Here is a 16011-nt window from a genome sequence, read left to right as displayed (position 1 = left end):
AGGCGCCAAGAACATTCTACGGTGCGTCGTTCAACGGGAAAAGCAGGTCAAAAAGAACCTGCATGTGGGAATTCACCGGGCGTTGATGCCCGTGGTCAACGGGCATCGGACAAGCGCTCCGACCTCAAACCATCTCAAACCACCAGGCTTTCAGCCCCCGCGCGCTCGATCTCGATCCGGTTCTCATGGAAGCCCGACACCGACTCGCGATGCGCGACGCTGACGATTGCAGCGTTCGGCAACGCGTCGATGATCGCCGTATAGATCAGCATCTCGTTCTCGGCATCGAGCGCACTGGTGGCTTCATCGAGGAACATGAAGTCGGGCTTTTGCAGCAACACACGGGCCGCTGCCAGCCGCTGCTGCTCACCCGGCGACATCATCTTCGCCCAATGTCCCGACTCCTCCAGACGCGTGCCATACGCGTTCAGGTTGCAGGCGCGCAAGGCTTCGCGGCAGGCTTCATCGGAGAAGACTTCCCCCGTCGACGGATAACTCAGCGCCGCCTTCAACGTGCCGATCGGCAAATAGCTCTGCTGCGGAATGAACATCAGCTTGGCGTCGACCGGGGCGTCGATCGTGCCGTCACCGAACGGCCACAGGCCAGCCAGTGCGCGCATCAACGTACTTTTCCCCGAACCGGATGGACCTTGCACCAGCCAGCGAGAGCCCGGCTTCACCACCACATCCGAGACATTCGCGAGCGGCGTGCCGTTCGGCAACGCAAGCTTCAGCCCGGTCGTGGTCAGCGCCTTCGTGTCCGTGTAATGCAGGTTGATGCCGCCGTGCACGGTCGCCGGAGAGATGGCTTCCTTGATGTGCGTGGAGCGCATCACACGCTTGAATTCGCGCAACCGGTTCACGGTGGCGCGCCATTCGACCAAGGTCGAATAACTATTGATGAACCAGGAGAACGAATCGCTGACCGTGCCGAATGCCGAACTGATCTGCATCAGCACGCCGAACGTGAATGCGCCAGCGAAGTAGCGGGGAGCCGCGACCATGATCGGGAAAATAATCGCGATCTGGCCGTAGAAGGACAGCACGAAGGTCATCCGCCTCGTGTACTTCATGATCTGCCAGTAGTTCTGGCGGATCGTTTCGAAGATGCCCCGGGCGTTGGTGTTTTCCGTCGCGATGCCGTCATAAAACGCGATTTGCTCGGCATTCTCACGAATGCGGATCAGGCCGAAACGGAAGTTGGCTTCCACTTTCTGCGCCTGATAATTGATCGATACCAGCGGGTGGCCGAAACGCTGAATCAGGAGCGAGCCGAGCACCGCGTACAGCGCGGCCGCCCAGACCATGTAGCCTGGAATGGTGAGTGGCGTGCCGAACAACGAGAAGCTCAGCGCGCCCGCCAGCGTCCACAGGATCGTGATGAAGGTCACGAGCGTGACGAGCGTGGACAACAAGTCCAGCGACAACGACAGCGTGGTCGTGGCGAAAGACTGCAGGTCGTCGCTGATCCGCTGGTCGGGGTTATCGGCGAGGCGATCGCGTTCTATACGGTAGAAGGCTTTGTCGCCGAGCCATTGCTCAAGGTATCGATGCGTGAGCCATTGGCGCCACCGGAACCCGAGCATCTGGCGCAGGTATCGGCCATACACGGCGAGCAGGATGTACGCGAACGCGAGGACTGCGAAGATCATCAGCAAGCGTGGAAATTCGGCGACCCGCTTGGCCTGCAGCGTGTTGTAGAAGTCCGCGCTCCATGTGTTCAGGCGGACGTTGATGTACACGACCGTCATGTTGATCGCGATGATCGCGATCAGCAAAAGCCATGCAATGCCGCGTTCTTCCGATACCCAGTAGGGCTTGATAAGACTCCACGCCGACACTTTGTCGGCGTTTTGTTCTGTGTTGCCGGGAGGTGTGGTGGTCATGAGCTTCCTGAAGACGTGCCGGCTCTGCGGCAGGTTGTGACTTGGCGGTATCGATGCGGATGGTCCTGCTCCGTCTCAATGATCGTAAGAGGCCATTAAAGACGGCGCGCGCCGGAGCATTGTTTCGGGCGTGACTTAATTGTTCCTTAATCCTCGCCCGACTGGGCGACCGGTGCAATGCAGCAGCGGGGCGCTTGCCGAACGCGTGTGCCGCAGACGAACCTTTCGTTCGCGGCATTGTGCCAGAGTGCGCGCACCGCGAACGAAAGGGAAGGTTGTCCGGTTTTGTCAGCGCCGGGCCCCCGGCTTTTCCCGGTTTGCGGGTCGTTTCGCTTTTATGTTTTAATGATCGACGACGAAACAGGGGTGCTTCGGCACGCGTCTGCCTCCTTGAAAGAACGGGGAAACGCGCGGCGAGGCTGAGAGAGTCCCTTTGCACCCGATCCGGGTAATACCGGCGAGGGAAGTTTCCGGAAACCGCAGCGTTTCCAGTTTCTTCCAGCATTGGCTGGCACAGGAGCCGCAGGCAAGGCGCTCCCTGGCCGCTTTCTCGCCGTGGTTTCGTCCCTGAAAAATGTTTTGTGCGCCGCGCGTGCAACCAGGGTTCGAAACGGGCATTCCTCCCGATCTCGATTTCCGTGCTGTGTGCTCCGTGCGTTCTGCAGCGTCTGCTGAGGAGGCATCGTCATCGTGAACACCGTCGTGCATTCCCATTCCGCTATGCACTCCACTCATTCCCGTGCATCTGGGCGAGACGACTTTGCCGTTGTCGGCGGCGGCCTGTGCGGGCGGCTAGTCGCCTGGCTATTGGCGCGCGCAGGGCACCGTGTGGCGCTGTACGACCGGGGCGACGCCGCCGGCACGCAATCGGCCGCATGGGTCGCGGCGGCAATGCTCGCACCGCTAGCCGAGGCCGCCAGCGCTGAACTGCTGATCACTGAACTCGGTGCGGCATCGCTTGAGCGCTGGCCGGGTTTTATCGCCGATATGCCGGAACCGGTGTTTTTCCAGCGCAATGGCACGCTGGTCGTCTGGCATGCCGGCGACCGCGCTGAAGCGCCGCTGTTCGAGCGCCGTTTGCGCGCGAATGCACCTTCCGCGCTGTTCCAGAACGGCTTCGTCAAGCTCTCCGGCGCGCAAGTCGCGGCGGCGGAACCGTCGCTCGGCACGCGTTTTCCGCAAGGCTGGCTGCTGCCTAACGAAGGCCAGCTCGACAACCGGCAAGTGCTGAACGCGCTGGGCGCAGGGCTGGCCGAGCGTAACGTCGATCTTCACTGGAATACGACAATAGATACCCCGCCCGACGCGCATTTCGTGATCGATTGCCGGGGGCTCGGCGGTAAACCAGCATGGCCTGCGCTAAGGGGCATTCGCGGCGAAGTCGCGCGTGTGCATGCTCCGGGTATCGGCCTGATGCGGCCGGTACGCTTGCTGCATCCGCGCTATCCGCTCTATATCGCGCCGAAACAGGACGACCTTTACGTGATTGGCGCGACCGAAGTGGAAGGCGAAGACATGTCGCCGATGAGCGTGCGCTCGGCGCTCGAACTCCTGAGCGCGGCGTTCGCAGTGCATCCGGGGTTCGGCGAGGCGCGCATTCTCGAACTCAATTCGCAATGCCGGCCGACCTTGCCCGATCATCGTCCGGCGATTGTCTGGGACGGCGCACGAACCTTGCGGGTAAACGGGCTGTATCGACACGGTTATATGATCGCGCCCGAAGTCGCCGACTCCGCCCGTGCGCTTGCCGAAGCGCTGCTCGGCGGCGCGATCACCGACCCGGATTCCTTTGACGACTGGCGCGGGCGAGCCCGCTGGTCTGCCTTGCTGCGCTGCGAACATGCGGCGCCCGTGCTTTGACTTTCATCATGAACATTCACATCAATCAGCAGCCTTTCTCCATGCCCGACACGGCGACCGTCACCGACGCCCTCGCGGCCTTCGGCGCAACACCGCCGTTCGCCGTGGCGCTGAACGGGCAATTCGTCGCGCGTGGCGAACACGCATCGAAGGCGCTCGCCGCCGGCGACAAACTCGACATCGTCTCGCCGGTCGCCGGCGGCTGAGTGAACCTGACTGGACTACAAGGAATCGAATCATGACTTCCACCATCACCACAGCCGATACCCTCACGCTCTACGGCACGTCGTTCCCGAGCCGGGTGCTGCTGGGGACATCGCGCTATCCGTCGCTGCAGTCGCTGTCGGATTCCATCGATGCCGCCCGTCCCGGCATGGTCACTGTTGCGTTGCGGCGGCAGTCGAACACGGGCGAAGCCGGTTTCTTCGATGTCCTCAAGCGTCACGGCGTCGCGTTGCTGCCCAACACGGCCGGCTGCCAGACCGTGGACGAAGTACTGACCACGGCACGCATGGCCCGCGAACTCTTCGATACCCTGTGGCTGAAGCTCGAACTGATCGGCGACGACTACACGCTGCAACCTGATCCGATCGGTCTCGTGGAAGCTGCGGAAAAGCTGATCCGCGAAGGTTTCAAGGTGCTGCCGTATTGCACGGAGGATCTGGTAATTGGCCGCCGTCTGCTCGATGTCGGCTGCGAGGCGCTGATGCCGTGGGGCGCGCCTATCGGTACGGGGAAAGGTGTGACCAATCCCTACGGATTGCGCACGCTGCGCGAGCGGCTGCCGGACGTGCCGCTTATTGTCGATGCGGGTCTTGGCGTGCCCTCGCATGCGTGCCAGGTGATGGAGTGGGGTTTCGACGGCGTGTTGCTGAACACGGCCGTCTCACAAGCGACGTTTCCGCCGCAGATGGCGCGCGCGTTTGCGCTGGGCGTCGAAGCGGGGCGGATGGCCTATCTCGCCGGGCCAATGGCCGAGCGCGATAGCGCACAAGCGAGCACGCCGGTGGTCGGCATGCCGTTCTGGCATCAAGACGGGAGTGCTGCATGAGTATGGTGTTGCTGGATAAGGAAGTATTTTGGCCCCCCGCTGATGAACTGCTGGAAGCCGCCGAGCGAATCCGGCGGCGGCTGGGCGAGTGGCCGGCAGCATCGAAGTCGTGGCGCATTTGCCTGAGCGCGCCGGATCATCCGCGCTCAGGCGATTTGATCGTAGGCTCAGGCGTTGAGCCGCTACCCGAGGGAGTCGGGCGGCTGGAGGTAGAAACAGGACGGGCAGCGCTGCATCTGGACAACGTCGAGTACGCGCTCGAAGGAAAATGGTCGGATGATTGGCCGGCCGCGCTGGCCGCGTTCCTCGATTGCGGTTTCGAGCCGCACGACGCGCTCGTGCTGGCGCTCGCCTGGCGCCCGGCCAATCTGGACGAGCTCGACGCGTGGCCCGTCGATTTTTTAACGTTCCCGAAGGTCGCAAATTTGCCGGCGGCACCTTCGAAGCCTTTTCCCCATTGCCCGGACAGGCTGGGCCTATATCCCGTTCTGCCGAGCGCGGTATGGGTCGAACAGGTTCTCGATCATGGCGTCCAAACGGCGCAATTACGCCGCAAGACCACCGATTCCGGCGATCTAAAGCAGGAAATCGAACGGTCGGTGGCCGCGGGCAAGAAGCATGAGGCGCAGCTTTTTATCAACGATCATTGGCAGGAAGCCATCAAGGCTGGCGCATACGGCGTACATCTCGGCCAGGAGGACGTGGAGACTGCCGACCTGAACGCGATCGCCGAAGCGGGCTTGCGCCTGGGCCTGTCGACGCATGGCTACTATGAGATGCTGAAGGCGCTGCATTTCAAGCCGAGCTACCTCGCGCTCGGCGCGGTGTTCCCGACCACGACGAAAGTCATGCCAACGGCGCCACAAGGTTTGTCGCGTTTGGCACGGTATGTGCGTTTGCTCGACGGCATCGTCCCGCTCGTTGCAATAGGCGGGGTGAACGGTGCTGTTTTGCGGCAGGTTCTCTCAACCGGTGTGGGAAGCGCGGCAGTCGTGCGGGCTGTTACAGAGGCGCCGGATCTGGCCGGGGCCATTTCTGCGCTGCAACACGAATTCGGGCGATAATGCCCCGGATTCGGAAAAAAATTCAGCCGTTAAACCAGCCGAAAGGGGCCGCGACGACACCTGTTGCGTAGAGGCCCTATAATTCGGCCTCTTGCGTAAAAGGATTGTCAGCCTTCGTGTCAGCTTCTCCCGAGACCTTGCTAGAGCTTCGCGACGTCGATTTCGGCTACGGCGACCGGCTCGTATTATCGAACCTGAACATGCGCTTCAAGCGCGGTCAGGTCGTGGCTGTCATGGGCGGTTCCGGCTGTGGCAAGACGACCGTGCTGCGCTTGATCGGCGGATTGGTGAAGGCTAGACGCGGCCAGGTGTTGTTCGGCGGCAAGGACGTCGGCACCCAGACCCGCGACGGCCTTTACGAGCTTCGCCGCAAGATGGGCATGCTGTTCCAGTTCGGCGCGCTGTTCACCGACCAATCCGTATTCGATAACGTCGCGTTCCCGCTGCGGGAACACACCGATCTCCCCGAAGAACTCCTGCGTGACCTCGTGCTCATGAAGCTCAACGCGGTCGGCTTGCGTGGTGCGCGCGATCTGGCGCCGTCGGAGATATCGGGTGGCATGGCTCGCCGCGTGGCGCTTGCCCGCGCCATCGCGCTGGACCCCGAACTGATGATGTACGACGAGCCGTTTGCAGGCCTCGATCCCATTTCACTTGGCATCACGGCTAATTTGATCCGAACGCTGAACAGCGCGCTGGGCGCCACGTCCATTCTGGTGACGCACGACGTGCCGGAATCGTTCGCCATTGCCGATTACGTGTATTTCATCGCGAACGGCGGCGTTCTGGCTGAAGGCACGCCGGCACAGTTGCGGGCGTCCCAGGACCCGTCGGTACGGCAGTTTATCGACGGGACGCCGGACGGACCGTTCAAATTTCACTATCCAAGCACGTCGCCGCTGGCGGCGGACTTTGGACTCGGAGCAAAGGCATGATCAGCGCCATCGGACGGTCGGTGCTCGGCAGTTTCGGCACGATTGGTTATGCGACGCGCATGTTCCTGCGCCTGGTCGTCGAATTCTTTCCATTAATGCGCCGGCCGCGCCTTGTCACGAAACAGATCCTGTTTGTCGGTAATTATTCGCTGTTGATCATCGCTGTGTCGGGCTTGTTCGTGGGTTTTGTGCTCGGTTTGCAGGGTTATCTCACCCTTAACCGATACGGCTCAGAGCAAGCGCTCGGCCTCCTGGTTGCGCTGTCGCTGGTGCGCGAACTCGGGCCGGTGGTGACCGCGTTGCTGTTCGCTGGCCGCGCGGGGACGTCGCTGACGGCTGAGATCGGGCTGATGAAAGCCGGCGAGCAGCTCACCGCCATGGAAATGATGGCCGTCGATCCGCTCAAGGTGGTGGTCGCGCCGCGCTTCTGGGCGGGGATTATCGCCATGCCGGTTCTCGCCGCCATTTTCAGCGCGGTCGGCATTTTCGGCGGCTATGTGGTCGGCGTGCTGATGATCGGCGTGGATTCGGGCGCGTTCTGGTCCCAGATGCAAGGCGGTATCGACGTATGGAGCGACGTAGGCAACGGCGTGATCAAGAGCCTGGTGTTCGGCTTTGCTGTCACGTTCATCGCGTTGTTCCAGGGTTATGAAGCCCAGCCGACGCCGGAAGGCGTTTCGCGCGCGACCACGAAAACGGTGGTGTACGGCTCGCTGGCCGTGCTCGGGCTGGATTTCCTGCTGACCGCGCTGATGTTCAACTGACTACTCCGGGCGGGACCGCGACGCTTCTGTGTCGCGATTCGGTTCACCGGTTCGTGGACGTTGTGAAGGGCACAGTCCTTCACACAAAAAACTGCGACAAGATTCTTTGGGAAGACGATGAAAAAGACTGCTGCTCTCGACTTTTGGGTCGGCCTCTTCGTGGTGCTGGGCTTCGTAGCGCTGTTATTCCTCGCGTTGAAGGCGGGCAACATGAGCTCGCTGTCGTTTCAGCCGACCTACGCGGTCAAGCTGAAATTCGACAATATCGGCGGACTGAAGCCGCGCGCGCCGGTGAAGAGCGCGGGCGTGACGGTGGGCCGCGTGGATTCGATCGGTTTTGACCAGAACACGTATCAGGCGTTGGTCACCATCAATCTCGACAAGCAATATCAGTTTCCGAAGGATTCGTCGGCGAAGATCCTGACGTCGGGCTTGCTCGGCGAGCAATACATTGGCCTGGAGCCGGGTGGCGACGATCAGATGCTCAAGGCGGGTGACACCATTTCGATGACGCAATCGGCGGTTGTTCTTGAGAATCTGATCGGGCAATTCTTGTACAACAAGGCGGCGGATTCTGGCGCATCAAAGAGCCCGGCAACGCCGGCCGCACCTGCCGCAACGTCTGCCGCGCCTGCATTCCCGGGCGCCGCGAGTGCGATGGGCGCGAGCGCGGCTGCTCAGTGAGCCGGGCCGGGTGATTCCAGATTCCAGGCAGTCGAAGGTTGAGCGATCTCGCGGTACGGGCGGGCCTTCGGGTCAGCATCAATAAGGAGAAAAAGAAATGCAGGCAATGCGCGTAAGTAGCGCGGCTGTGATGGTCGCGGTGGCGGTGCTTGCCGGGTGTGCAACCGTCACCACGCCGACCAAGGGCGATCCGTTCGAGAGTTACAACCGGACGATGTTCACGATCAACGACAAGATCGATGAAGTCGCGCTCAAGCCGATTGCGAAGGGCTACGTGTACGTTACGCCGCAGCCGGTGCGCGACAGCGTCACGAACTTCTTCGGAAATATCGGAGATATTTATACGGCTGCGAACAATCTGGTGCAGTTGAAGATTGCAGACGGCGTGTCGGACATCATGCGCGTGGTGATGAACTCGATCTTCGGCGTGGCGGGCTTGTTCGACGTGGCAAGTGTTGCCGGACTGCCGAAGCACACCCAGGACTTCGGCTTGACGCTTGGCCATTACGGCGTGCCGGCGGGTCCCTATGTCGTGCTGCCGTTGCTGGGACCCAGCACGGTGCGTGATACGGCGGGTACGGTTGTCGATTATTTCGGCAGCGTGACGAGCTACGTGGATCCGGCCTGGTTCCGCACCACGCTGTTTGGCGTGCAACTGGTCAACACGCGGGCCAACCTGCTGGGTGCAGGCGATGTGCTGTCGGGTGCCGCGCTCGACAAGTATTCGTTCGTGCGTAACGCGTATCTGCAGCGGCGCCAGTATCTTATCGGCGGCGACAACAGCGCGAGCGACAGCAACGAAGCTCTGCCGAAGTACGAGGATGTAGACAGCGGCGCGGCAGCAGGCGCGGCGCCTGCTTCAGCAACACCAGCGGTGCCGGCTGTGGTGGCGCCGGCGTCGGGATCGGTGGCGGCCTCCGATGCGGCTGCCGCGAGCGAGCCCGGCGCGACTTCAGTGCGGCCGGACCAAATGGTGCCCCCGCGGATTCCGTCGTTCCCGTCATTCCCGTCGTTCAAGTTGCGCTAAGGTGAGCTAAGGCGAGTTAAGGCGAGTTAAGGCGCGCAAGATGACGGCCCGGTAATATAACGAAAGCATTTCGATGGCTGAATGGGCGTGGAAGATGAACTCATGCTGACCACCACGCTCAAACTCAGGCCACTTTTTTTTGCAGAGTCCGTAATGAAAAAACTATTTCTATTTCCCCTGTTTGCCGTGCTGATGGCGTTTTGTAGCGGTGCGTTCGCGCAGGCTGGCGACATGTCCACTCCTGACGGGCTCGTCAAGACGGTCACGTCGCAAGTGCTTGATCAGATCAAGGCTGACAAGCAGATCCAGTCGGGCAACATCACGCGCATCACGCAACTGGTGAACGAAAAGATCCTGCCGTACACGGACTTCACGCGTACCACGCGTCTCGTCATGGGGCGCAACTGGAACACGGCTACGCCGCAACAGCAGAAAGACATCGTCGAGCAATTCAAGATGCTGCTGATCCGCACGTATTCGGGAGCGCTGGCACAGGTTCGCGATCAACAGGTCCAGTACAAGCCTTTCCGCGCAGATCCTAGCGATACAGATGTGGTGGTGCGCTCGGTGGTGCTGAACAACGGTTCGCCGATCGAGCTCGACTACCGTCTGTACAAGACGCCGCAGGGCTGGAAGGTCTATGACATCAACGTGCTGGGCGCGTGGCTGATCCAGGCTTACCAGCAGCAGTTCAACGAACAGATCCAGCAACACGGCGTGGACGGGCTCGTGCAGTTCCTCACGCAGCGTAACCAGCAACTGGCGAGCGGCAAGGCATCGTGAGTCGCTTCGAAACCGCCGCGACGCTCACGCACGAGAGCGCAAGAAGCGCGCTTGACGCGGGTTTGTCGCGGATCGCCGCGGGCGCGACCGAAGTGGATTGCGCGTCGCTCAAGCAATTCGATTCGTCGGCGCTCGCCGTGCTGCTCGCGTGGCAACGCGCGGCAGCGGCTCGCGGCGCGGCGCTCACAGTTGTCAACCTTCCCTCCGGGCTTGCCAGTCTCGCGCAAGCCTATGGCGTAGATACGCTCCTCACCTTCCGACATTGATCCTGTCCCGCTGAATCACGGGCGCGTTTCGACATCGATCGAACGCGCCTTGCAGGGCTTGCAGGGTTGTTCTGGACTTGCTAGCGGCTAACCTCTGCCGCGTTTGGCCTATAATCAACCGTTTTTTCGGCCTGCTATCCGCCTTTCAGTTTTGTAAAGGCCGGTTCCGGTTCCGATCCGCACACATCGAGGCGCAGCCCCCGCCGGCGCGCGCACTGTCATGTCAGCCATAGAAATACGCAACGTCAAAAAGCGCTACAAAGAGCTGCAAGCGCTCAAAGGCGTGAACCTCGTCGTAGAAGAAGGCGAGTTTTTCGGCCTGCTCGGCCCCAACGGCGCCGGTAAAACGACCCTCATCAGCATCCTCGCGGGTCTCGCTCGTGCCGATAGCGGAGCCATCTCCGTGCTCGGCCACGACGTGGTCACCGACTTCCGCCAGGCGCGCCGCTCGCTGGGCGTGGTGCCGCAGGAGCTCGTCTTCGATCCGTTTTTCACCGTCCGCGAGTCACTGCGTATCCAGTCGGGCTATTTCGGCCTGCGCAAGAACGACGACTGGATCGATGAAATCATGGCCAATCTCGATCTCACCGAGAAAGCCGACGTCAACACGCGCGCGCTCTCCGGCGGCATGAAGCGACGTGTGCTGGTAGCCCAGGCGCTGGTCCACAAGCCGCCGGTGATCGTGCTCGACGAGCCAACCGCGGGCGTCGATGTCGAATTGCGCCAGACGCTCTGGAAGTTCATCTCCCGGTTGAATCGCGAAGGCCACACTATCGTGCTGACCACGCACTATCTTGAAGAGGCCGAGGCGTTGTGCGACCGGCTTGCCATGCTGCGCCGGGGTGAAGTCGTCGCGCTTGAGCGAACCAGCACGCTGTTGCAGCGCTTCGCGGGAATGCAGCTTTCGTTGCGTTTCTCGCAGGGCGTATTGCCCGCCGAGTTGCGCTCGCTGGAAGTCGATCCGCGTGCAACCTCCGGGACAAATCATTTGTTGCGGCTGGCAAGCTATGACGAAGTCGAGCCGATCCTGGCGAAATGCCGCGCCGCGGGCTGCACGTTCGATGAAATCGATGTGCGCAAAGCCGATCTGGAGGATGTGTTCGTGCAGGTGATGAACGAGCCGGAAGTCATCGAGGGCCTTTCATGAGCGGCTTTCGTACCCTGTTCTACAAAGAACTCCTGCGTTTCTACAAAGTTGGGTTTCAAACGGTGCTCGCACCGGTTATCACCGCGCTTTTGTACCTGATGATCTTTGGGCACGCGCTCACGAATCACGTCGAGGTTTATCCGGGCGTGGCCTACACAAGCTTCCTCGTGCCAGGTCTCGTGATGATGAGCGTGTTGCAGAACGCGTTCGCGAACAGTTCGTCGTCGCTGATCCAGTCGAAGATCACGGGCAACCTCGTGTTCGTGCTGCTGCCGCCGCTGTCGCACTGGGAAATGTATTTTGCGTATGTGCTCGCGTCCGTCGTGCGCGGGATTGCGGTCGGTTTTGGTGTGTTTATTGTCACGGTGTGGTTCATTCCCATGAGTTTCGCCGCGCCGTTCTACATTCTCGGCTTCGCGATCCTCGGTTCTGCAATTCTAGGAACCCTCGGATTGATCGCAGGCGTCTGGGCCGATAAATTCGACCAGCTCGCGGCATTCCAAAACTTTTTGATCATGCCGCTGACTTTCCTGTCGGGCGTGTTTTACTCCACGCATACGCTGCCGCCAGTCTGGCGCGAAGTGTCGCGGCTGAATCCGTTTTTCTACATGATCGACGGCTTCCGATACGGCTTCTTCGGCATGTCGGACGTCAATCCGCTCGCGAGCCTTGGCATTGTCGGCGGATTTTTCATCGTGATGGCAGGAATCGCGGTGCGCTTGCTGGCAAGCGGTTACAAACTGCGTCACTAATCAGTTCGCTTAATTTTCAGGAGACTTCCATGTTGCCGACTCCGGAACAAGTGAAGGAATACATTGCTGGCGGCCTTGCTTGCCAGCATGTCGAAGTAGAAGGCGACGGCCAGCATTTCTTCGCGACCATCGTGAGCGACGCATTCGAAGGCAAGCGGCCTATCGCTCGCCATCAACTCGTCTACGCGGCGCTCGGCGACCGCATGCGCGCGGAAATTCACGCGCTGAGCATGAAAACGCTGACACCGGCCGAGTGGAAACCCGTCTAAGCGTTCTTCACATTTAATGTCAAAGCATCACCCGTAACCGACTGGCTGGAATTTAGTGCGATTCACTCAAGACAACCGCAGCGCCGATAACGGCGCCGCAGCAGGAAGCTCCGTAGAAGGAACGCCAAGCATGGACAAACTCGTGATTGTCGGGGGCGCGAAGCTCTCGGGCGAAATCGTCGTATCGGGTGCGAAGAACGCGGCGCTGCCCATTCTTTGCGCCAGTCTGCTCACGGCTGACGACGTGCATCTGGAAAACGTGCCCAACCTGCAAGACGTGCGCACGATGCTCAAATTGCTCAACCAGATGGGCTTGCGTTCGGAATCGGCGGACGGGAAGGTCTGGCTGAACGCATCAAAGCTCGACAACCTCGTCGCGCCGTATGAAATGGTCAAGACCATGCGCGCGTCGATTCTCGTGCTCGGACCGCTGCTCGCGCGTTTCGGCGAAGCCAAGGTGTCGTTGCCGGGCGGCTGCGCGATCGGCGCGCGTCCCGTCGACCAGCACATCAAGGGCCTGCAGGCGATGGGCGCCGAGATCACGATCGAGCATGGTTTCATTGAAGCGCGAGCGAAGCGGCTGAAGGGCGCGCGCATCGTCACTGACATGATCACCGTCACCGGCACGGAAAACCTGCTGATGGCGGCGGTGCTGGCGGAAGGCGAAACGGTCATCGAGAACGCGGCGCGCGAGCCGGAAGTCAGCGATCTCGCGAATCTGCTCGTCGCGATGGGCGCGAAGATCGATGGGATCGGGTCGGACCGGCTGGTGATCCAGGGCGTCGACACATTGCACGGCGCGCGTCATTCCGTGGTGCCGGATCGCATTGAAGCGGGCACGTTCCTGTGTGCGGTTGCGGCTACCGGCGGCGACGTGACGTTGCGTAACGTGAATCCTTCGTTGCTCGAAGCCGTGATTGAAAAGCTGCACGAAGCGGGTGTATCTATTGAAGAGGGCGAGAACTGGCTTCGCGTACGGATGAACCAACGTCCGACGGCGGTCAGCTTCCGTACATCGGAATATCCGGCGTTCCCCACCGACATGCAGGCTCAGTTCATGGCGCTCAACACGCTCGCGACCGGCACGTCGCAAGCGGTGGAAACCATCTTCGAAAACCGCTTCATGCACGTGCAGGAATTGAACCGGTTGGGCGCAAGTATTACTGTCGACGGTAATACGGCGCTGGTCGCCGGCGTGCAGAAACTGTCGGGCGCGAAGGTGATGGCGACCGATTTGCGGGCATCGGCGAGTCTGGTGATCGCGGCCATGTGCGCGGAAGGTGAAACGCTGATCGATCGTATTTATCACCTTGATCGCGGCTACGACCGTATGGAAAGCAAGCTGACGGCAGTTGGCGCGAACGTGCGGCGCATCAAGGGAAGCGGAGGCGAGCAATGAGTTCGCTGCAAACTTCCCAGTCGTTGAGTTCGGTGCCGGCGAGCGCGATGTTGACGCTGGCGTTGTCGAAGGGACGCATCTTCGACGAAACCCTGCCGCTGCTCGCCGCAGCCGGGGTGGAAGTGACGGAAGATCCCGAAACATCGCGCAAGCTGATTTTGCCGACCACGAACCCGAATCTGCGCGTGATCATCGTGCGCGCAACCGATGTCCCGACCTACGTCGAATACGGCGCAGCCGACTTCGGCGTGGCGGGCAAGGACGTGCTGATCGAGCATGGCGGCGGCGGTTTGTATCAACCGATCGACCTGAACATTGCGCGCTGCCGGATGTCGGTGGCGGTGAAAAACGGCTTTGACTACGAAACCGCCGTGCGTCAGGGCGCACGCCTGCGCGTCGCGACAAAATATGTTGAAGTGGCACGTGAGCATTTTGCGGCGAAGGGCGTTCACGTTGATCTGATCAAGCTGTACGGTTCGATGGAACTGGCGCCGCTGGTCGGTCTGGCCGACGCCATTGTCGACCTGGTCAGTTCAGGTAATACATTGCGTGCGAACGATTTGGTCGAAGTTGAAGAAATCATGGAAATATCGTCGCGTCTGGTTGTCAATCAGGCCGCGCTGAAGTTGAAGCGCGCCGCGTTGAAGCCGTATCTCGATGCGTTCGAACGCGCGTCGGTTGGCGCGTAAAAACGCGACGCAAGCCAGGGCAAACAAACGGATACCAGCATGTCTATCAAGATTCGCAAACTCGATTCCAGCGCCAACGGTTTTCACACGGCGCTGCACGCGGTGCTCGCGTTCGAGGCGAGCGAGGACGAAGCCATCGAGCGCTCGGTCGCGCAGATTCTCGCCGATGTCAAAAAGCGCGGCGACGACGCCGTCCTGGACTACACGAACAAGTTCGACCGCCTGAATGCCCAGAGCGTTGCGTCGCTGGAATTGCCGCAGGCCGAATTGGAAGCTGCGCTCGAAGGACTCGTACCAAAACGTCGCGCCGCGCTGGAAGCGGCGGCGGCGCGCGTGCGCGGTTATCACGAGAAACAGCGGATCGAGTGCGGCAGCCATAGCTGGCAGTACACAGAAGCTGACGGCACGGTGCTCGGTCAGAAGGTCACGCCCCTGGATCGCGCCGGTATCTACGTGCCGGGCGGCAAGGCGGCGTATCCGTCGTCAGTGCTGATGAATGCGATTCCCGCACGCGTGGCCGGCGTGAAGGAAATCGTGATGGTCGTGCCCACGCCAGACGGCGTGAAAAATCCGCTGGTGCTCGCGGCGGCTTTGCTGGGCGGCGTGGATCGCGTGTTCACCATCGGCGGCGCGCAGGCGATCGGCGCGCTGGCTTACGGCACGCAAACCATTCCTGCCGTCGATAAAATCTGCGGCCCGGGCAACGCCTACGTGGCATCGGCGAAACGGCGCGTGTTCGGCACGGTCGGTATCGACATGATCGCGGGACCGTCTGAGATACTGATTATTTGCGACGCGACCACGGACCCGCGCTGGGTTGCGATGGACCTGTTCTCGCAAGCCGAGCACGACGAACTCGCGCAATCCATCTTGCTGTGCCCGGATGCGGCGTTTATCCAGCGCGTAGAAGACGCGATCAACGAATTGCTGCCCACGTTGCCCCGTCGCGATGTGATCCAGCGCTCGCTCGAAGACCGCGGTGCGCTGATCAAGGTCGCGGATATGAACGAAGCCTGCGCGATCGCCAATGACATCGCGCCGGAACACCTCGAAATTTCCGCGCTCGATCCGCATCATTGGGCGGCGCAGATCCGTCACGCGGGCGCTATTTTCCTTGGCCGCTACACGAGCGAAAGCCTTGGCGATTACTGCGCGGGTCCGAATCACGTGCTGCCGACCTCGCGTACCGCGCGGTTTTCATCGCCGCTGGGGGTGTACGACTTCATCAAGCGCTCGAGCGTGATCGAAGTCAGCGCGGAGGGCGCGCAGACGCTCGGCGAGATTGCAGCCGAGCTGGCGTATGGCGAAGGTCTGCAGGCGCATGCGCGCAGCGCTGAATATCGGATGAAAAATACGTCGCAGTAACAAAGTAAAAGACGCTATCCGAGTTAAACACCGAGGCGGCCTTAGAGCCGCCCAACGTCCGGCGCTTGGC

Annotated in this window: 17 protein-coding genes and 1 riboswitch; of the genes, 16 read left to right on the top strand and 1 reads right to left on the bottom strand. The window is 61.0% G+C overall.

The genetic code is table 11. From position 1 onward, the window contains the following. Nucleotides 1–134: 134 nt before the first annotated feature. Entirely contained in the window at nucleotides 135–1886 is a 1752-nt protein-coding gene (locus BSU04_RS42230) for an ABC transporter ATP-binding protein/permease (RefSeq protein WP_089166126.1), read from the bottom strand. A 352-nt stretch (nucleotides 1887–2238) separates the two neighbouring features. Beyond that, a riboswitch (TPP riboswitch) is annotated at nucleotides 2239–2369 on the top strand. A gap of 237 nt (nucleotides 2370–2606) precedes the next feature. Here BSU04_RS42230 and BSU04_RS42225 point away from each other — a divergent pair. The 16 genes from BSU04_RS42225 (at nucleotide 2607) to hisD (ending at nucleotide 15941) form a co-directional block, all read left to right on the top strand. After that, entirely contained in the window at nucleotides 2607–3746 is a 1140-nt protein-coding gene (locus BSU04_RS42225) for an FAD-dependent oxidoreductase (protein ID WP_089166150.1), read from the top strand. Nucleotides 3747–3754: 8 nt separating this feature from the next. Further along, nucleotides 3755–3952: a sulfur carrier protein ThiS gene (thiS, locus tag BSU04_RS42220; RefSeq protein WP_089166125.1), complete on the top strand. Its 198-nt coding sequence runs from the start codon at nucleotides 3755–3757 to the stop codon at nucleotides 3950–3952. Nucleotides 3953–3984: 32 nt separating this feature from the next. After that, nucleotides 3985–4797 (top strand): thiazole synthase, encoded by an 813-nt coding sequence (locus tag BSU04_RS42215; RefSeq protein ID WP_089166124.1) that lies wholly within the window; start codon nucleotides 3985–3987, stop codon nucleotides 4795–4797. 2 nt (nucleotides 4798–4799) lie between these two features. Further along, nucleotides 4800–5861, top strand: coding sequence for a thiamine phosphate synthase (thiE, locus tag BSU04_RS42210; protein WP_089166123.1), 1062 nt, complete (start codon nucleotides 4800–4802; stop codon nucleotides 5859–5861). Nucleotides 5862–5977: 116 nt separating this feature from the next. Next, a complete protein-coding gene (locus BSU04_RS42205) occupies nucleotides 5978–6796 on the top strand; it encodes an ABC transporter ATP-binding protein (RefSeq protein WP_089166122.1) in 819 nt (272 codons plus the stop codon). Beyond that, nucleotides 6793–7560, top strand: coding sequence for a lipid asymmetry maintenance ABC transporter permease subunit MlaE (gene mlaE / locus BSU04_RS42200; protein ID WP_089166121.1), 768 nt, complete (start codon nucleotides 6793–6795; stop codon nucleotides 7558–7560). Before BSU04_RS42205 ends, mlaE begins: the two co-directional genes overlap by 4 nt. Before the next feature lie 117 nt (nucleotides 7561–7677). Further along, complete coding sequence (gene mlaD, locus BSU04_RS42195) at nucleotides 7678–8244, top strand: outer membrane lipid asymmetry maintenance protein MlaD (protein ID WP_089166120.1); 567 nt, start codon at nucleotides 7678–7680, stop codon at nucleotides 8242–8244. A gap of 97 nt (nucleotides 8245–8341) precedes the next feature. After that, nucleotides 8342–9271: an MlaA family lipoprotein gene (locus BSU04_RS42190; protein ID WP_089166119.1), complete on the top strand. Its 930-nt coding sequence runs from the start codon at nucleotides 8342–8344 to the stop codon at nucleotides 9269–9271. A 153-nt stretch (nucleotides 9272–9424) separates the two neighbouring features. Then, nucleotides 9425–10054, top strand: coding sequence for an MlaC/ttg2D family ABC transporter substrate-binding protein (locus BSU04_RS42185; protein ID WP_089166149.1), 630 nt, complete (start codon nucleotides 9425–9427; stop codon nucleotides 10052–10054). Beyond that, a complete protein-coding gene (locus tag BSU04_RS42180; RefSeq protein WP_031362173.1) occupies nucleotides 10051–10320 on the top strand; it encodes an STAS domain-containing protein in 270 nt (89 codons plus the stop codon). The genes BSU04_RS42185 and BSU04_RS42180 overlap by 4 nt, the downstream gene beginning before the upstream one ends. Before the next feature lie 220 nt (nucleotides 10321–10540). Then, the gene (locus BSU04_RS42175; RefSeq protein WP_089166118.1) at nucleotides 10541–11467 is read left to right on the top strand and encodes an ABC transporter ATP-binding protein; all 927 of its coding nucleotides are present in this window, start codon (nucleotides 10541–10543) and stop codon (nucleotides 11465–11467) included. Next, nucleotides 11464–12219, top strand: coding sequence for an ABC transporter permease (locus BSU04_RS42170; protein ID WP_089166117.1), 756 nt, complete (start codon nucleotides 11464–11466; stop codon nucleotides 12217–12219). The genes BSU04_RS42175 and BSU04_RS42170 overlap by 4 nt, the downstream gene beginning before the upstream one ends. A 29-nt stretch (nucleotides 12220–12248) precedes the next feature. Further along, on the top strand, nucleotides 12249–12488 hold the full coding sequence (locus BSU04_RS42165; RefSeq protein ID WP_031362176.1) for a BolA family protein: 240 nt from the start codon (nucleotides 12249–12251) through the stop codon (nucleotides 12486–12488). 130 nt (nucleotides 12489–12618) lie between these two features. Further along, complete coding sequence (murA, locus tag BSU04_RS42160; RefSeq protein ID WP_089166116.1) at nucleotides 12619–13887, top strand: UDP-N-acetylglucosamine 1-carboxyvinyltransferase; 1269 nt, start codon at nucleotides 12619–12621, stop codon at nucleotides 13885–13887. Then, a complete protein-coding gene (gene hisG, locus BSU04_RS42155; protein ID WP_089166115.1) occupies nucleotides 13884–14576 on the top strand; it encodes an ATP phosphoribosyltransferase in 693 nt (230 codons plus the stop codon). Before murA ends, hisG begins: the two co-directional genes overlap by 4 nt. Nucleotides 14577–14615: 39 nt before the next feature. Next, nucleotides 14616–15941: a histidinol dehydrogenase gene (hisD, locus tag BSU04_RS42150; protein ID WP_089166114.1), complete on the top strand. Its 1326-nt coding sequence runs from the start codon at nucleotides 14616–14618 to the stop codon at nucleotides 15939–15941. Nucleotides 15942–16011 lie beyond the last annotated feature (70 nt).

The sequence above is a fragment of the Caballeronia sordidicola genome (genome assembly GCF_002220365.1).
GTDB lineage: Bacteria > Pseudomonadota > Gammaproteobacteria > Burkholderiales > Burkholderiaceae > Caballeronia > Caballeronia sordidicola_C.
This window is presented reverse-complemented; position numbering and strand designations above follow the sequence as displayed.

Coding starts and splice junctions, on each gene's coding strand:
- BSU04_RS42230 (WP_089166126.1), bottom strand. CDS start 1,886: ATGACCACCACACCTCCCGGCAACACAGAACAAAACGCCGACAAAGTG.
- BSU04_RS42225 (WP_089166150.1), top strand. CDS start 2,607: ATGCACTCCACTCATTCCCGTGCATCTGGGCGAGACGACTTTGCCGTT.
- thiS (WP_089166125.1), top strand. CDS start 3,755: ATGAACATTCACATCAATCAGCAGCCTTTCTCCATGCCCGACACGGCG.
- BSU04_RS42215 (WP_089166124.1), top strand. CDS start 3,985: ATGACTTCCACCATCACCACAGCCGATACCCTCACGCTCTACGGCACG.
- thiE (WP_089166123.1), top strand. CDS start 4,800: ATGGTGTTGCTGGATAAGGAAGTATTTTGGCCCCCCGCTGATGAACTG.
- mlaE (WP_089166121.1), top strand. CDS start 6,793: ATGATCAGCGCCATCGGACGGTCGGTGCTCGGCAGTTTCGGCACGATT.
- mlaD (WP_089166120.1), top strand. CDS start 7,678: ATGAAAAAGACTGCTGCTCTCGACTTTTGGGTCGGCCTCTTCGTGGTG.
- BSU04_RS42190 (WP_089166119.1), top strand. CDS start 8,342: ATGCAGGCAATGCGCGTAAGTAGCGCGGCTGTGATGGTCGCGGTGGCG.
- BSU04_RS42185 (WP_089166149.1), top strand. CDS start 9,425: ATGAAAAAACTATTTCTATTTCCCCTGTTTGCCGTGCTGATGGCGTTT.
- BSU04_RS42175 (WP_089166118.1), top strand. CDS start 10,541: ATGTCAGCCATAGAAATACGCAACGTCAAAAAGCGCTACAAAGAGCTG.
- BSU04_RS42170 (WP_089166117.1), top strand. CDS start 11,464: ATGAGCGGCTTTCGTACCCTGTTCTACAAAGAACTCCTGCGTTTCTAC.
- BSU04_RS42165 (WP_031362176.1), top strand. CDS start 12,249: ATGTTGCCGACTCCGGAACAAGTGAAGGAATACATTGCTGGCGGCCTT.
- murA (WP_089166116.1), top strand. CDS start 12,619: ATGGACAAACTCGTGATTGTCGGGGGCGCGAAGCTCTCGGGCGAAATC.
- hisG (WP_089166115.1), top strand. CDS start 13,884: ATGAGTTCGCTGCAAACTTCCCAGTCGTTGAGTTCGGTGCCGGCGAGC.
- hisD (WP_089166114.1), top strand. CDS start 14,616: ATGTCTATCAAGATTCGCAAACTCGATTCCAGCGCCAACGGTTTTCAC.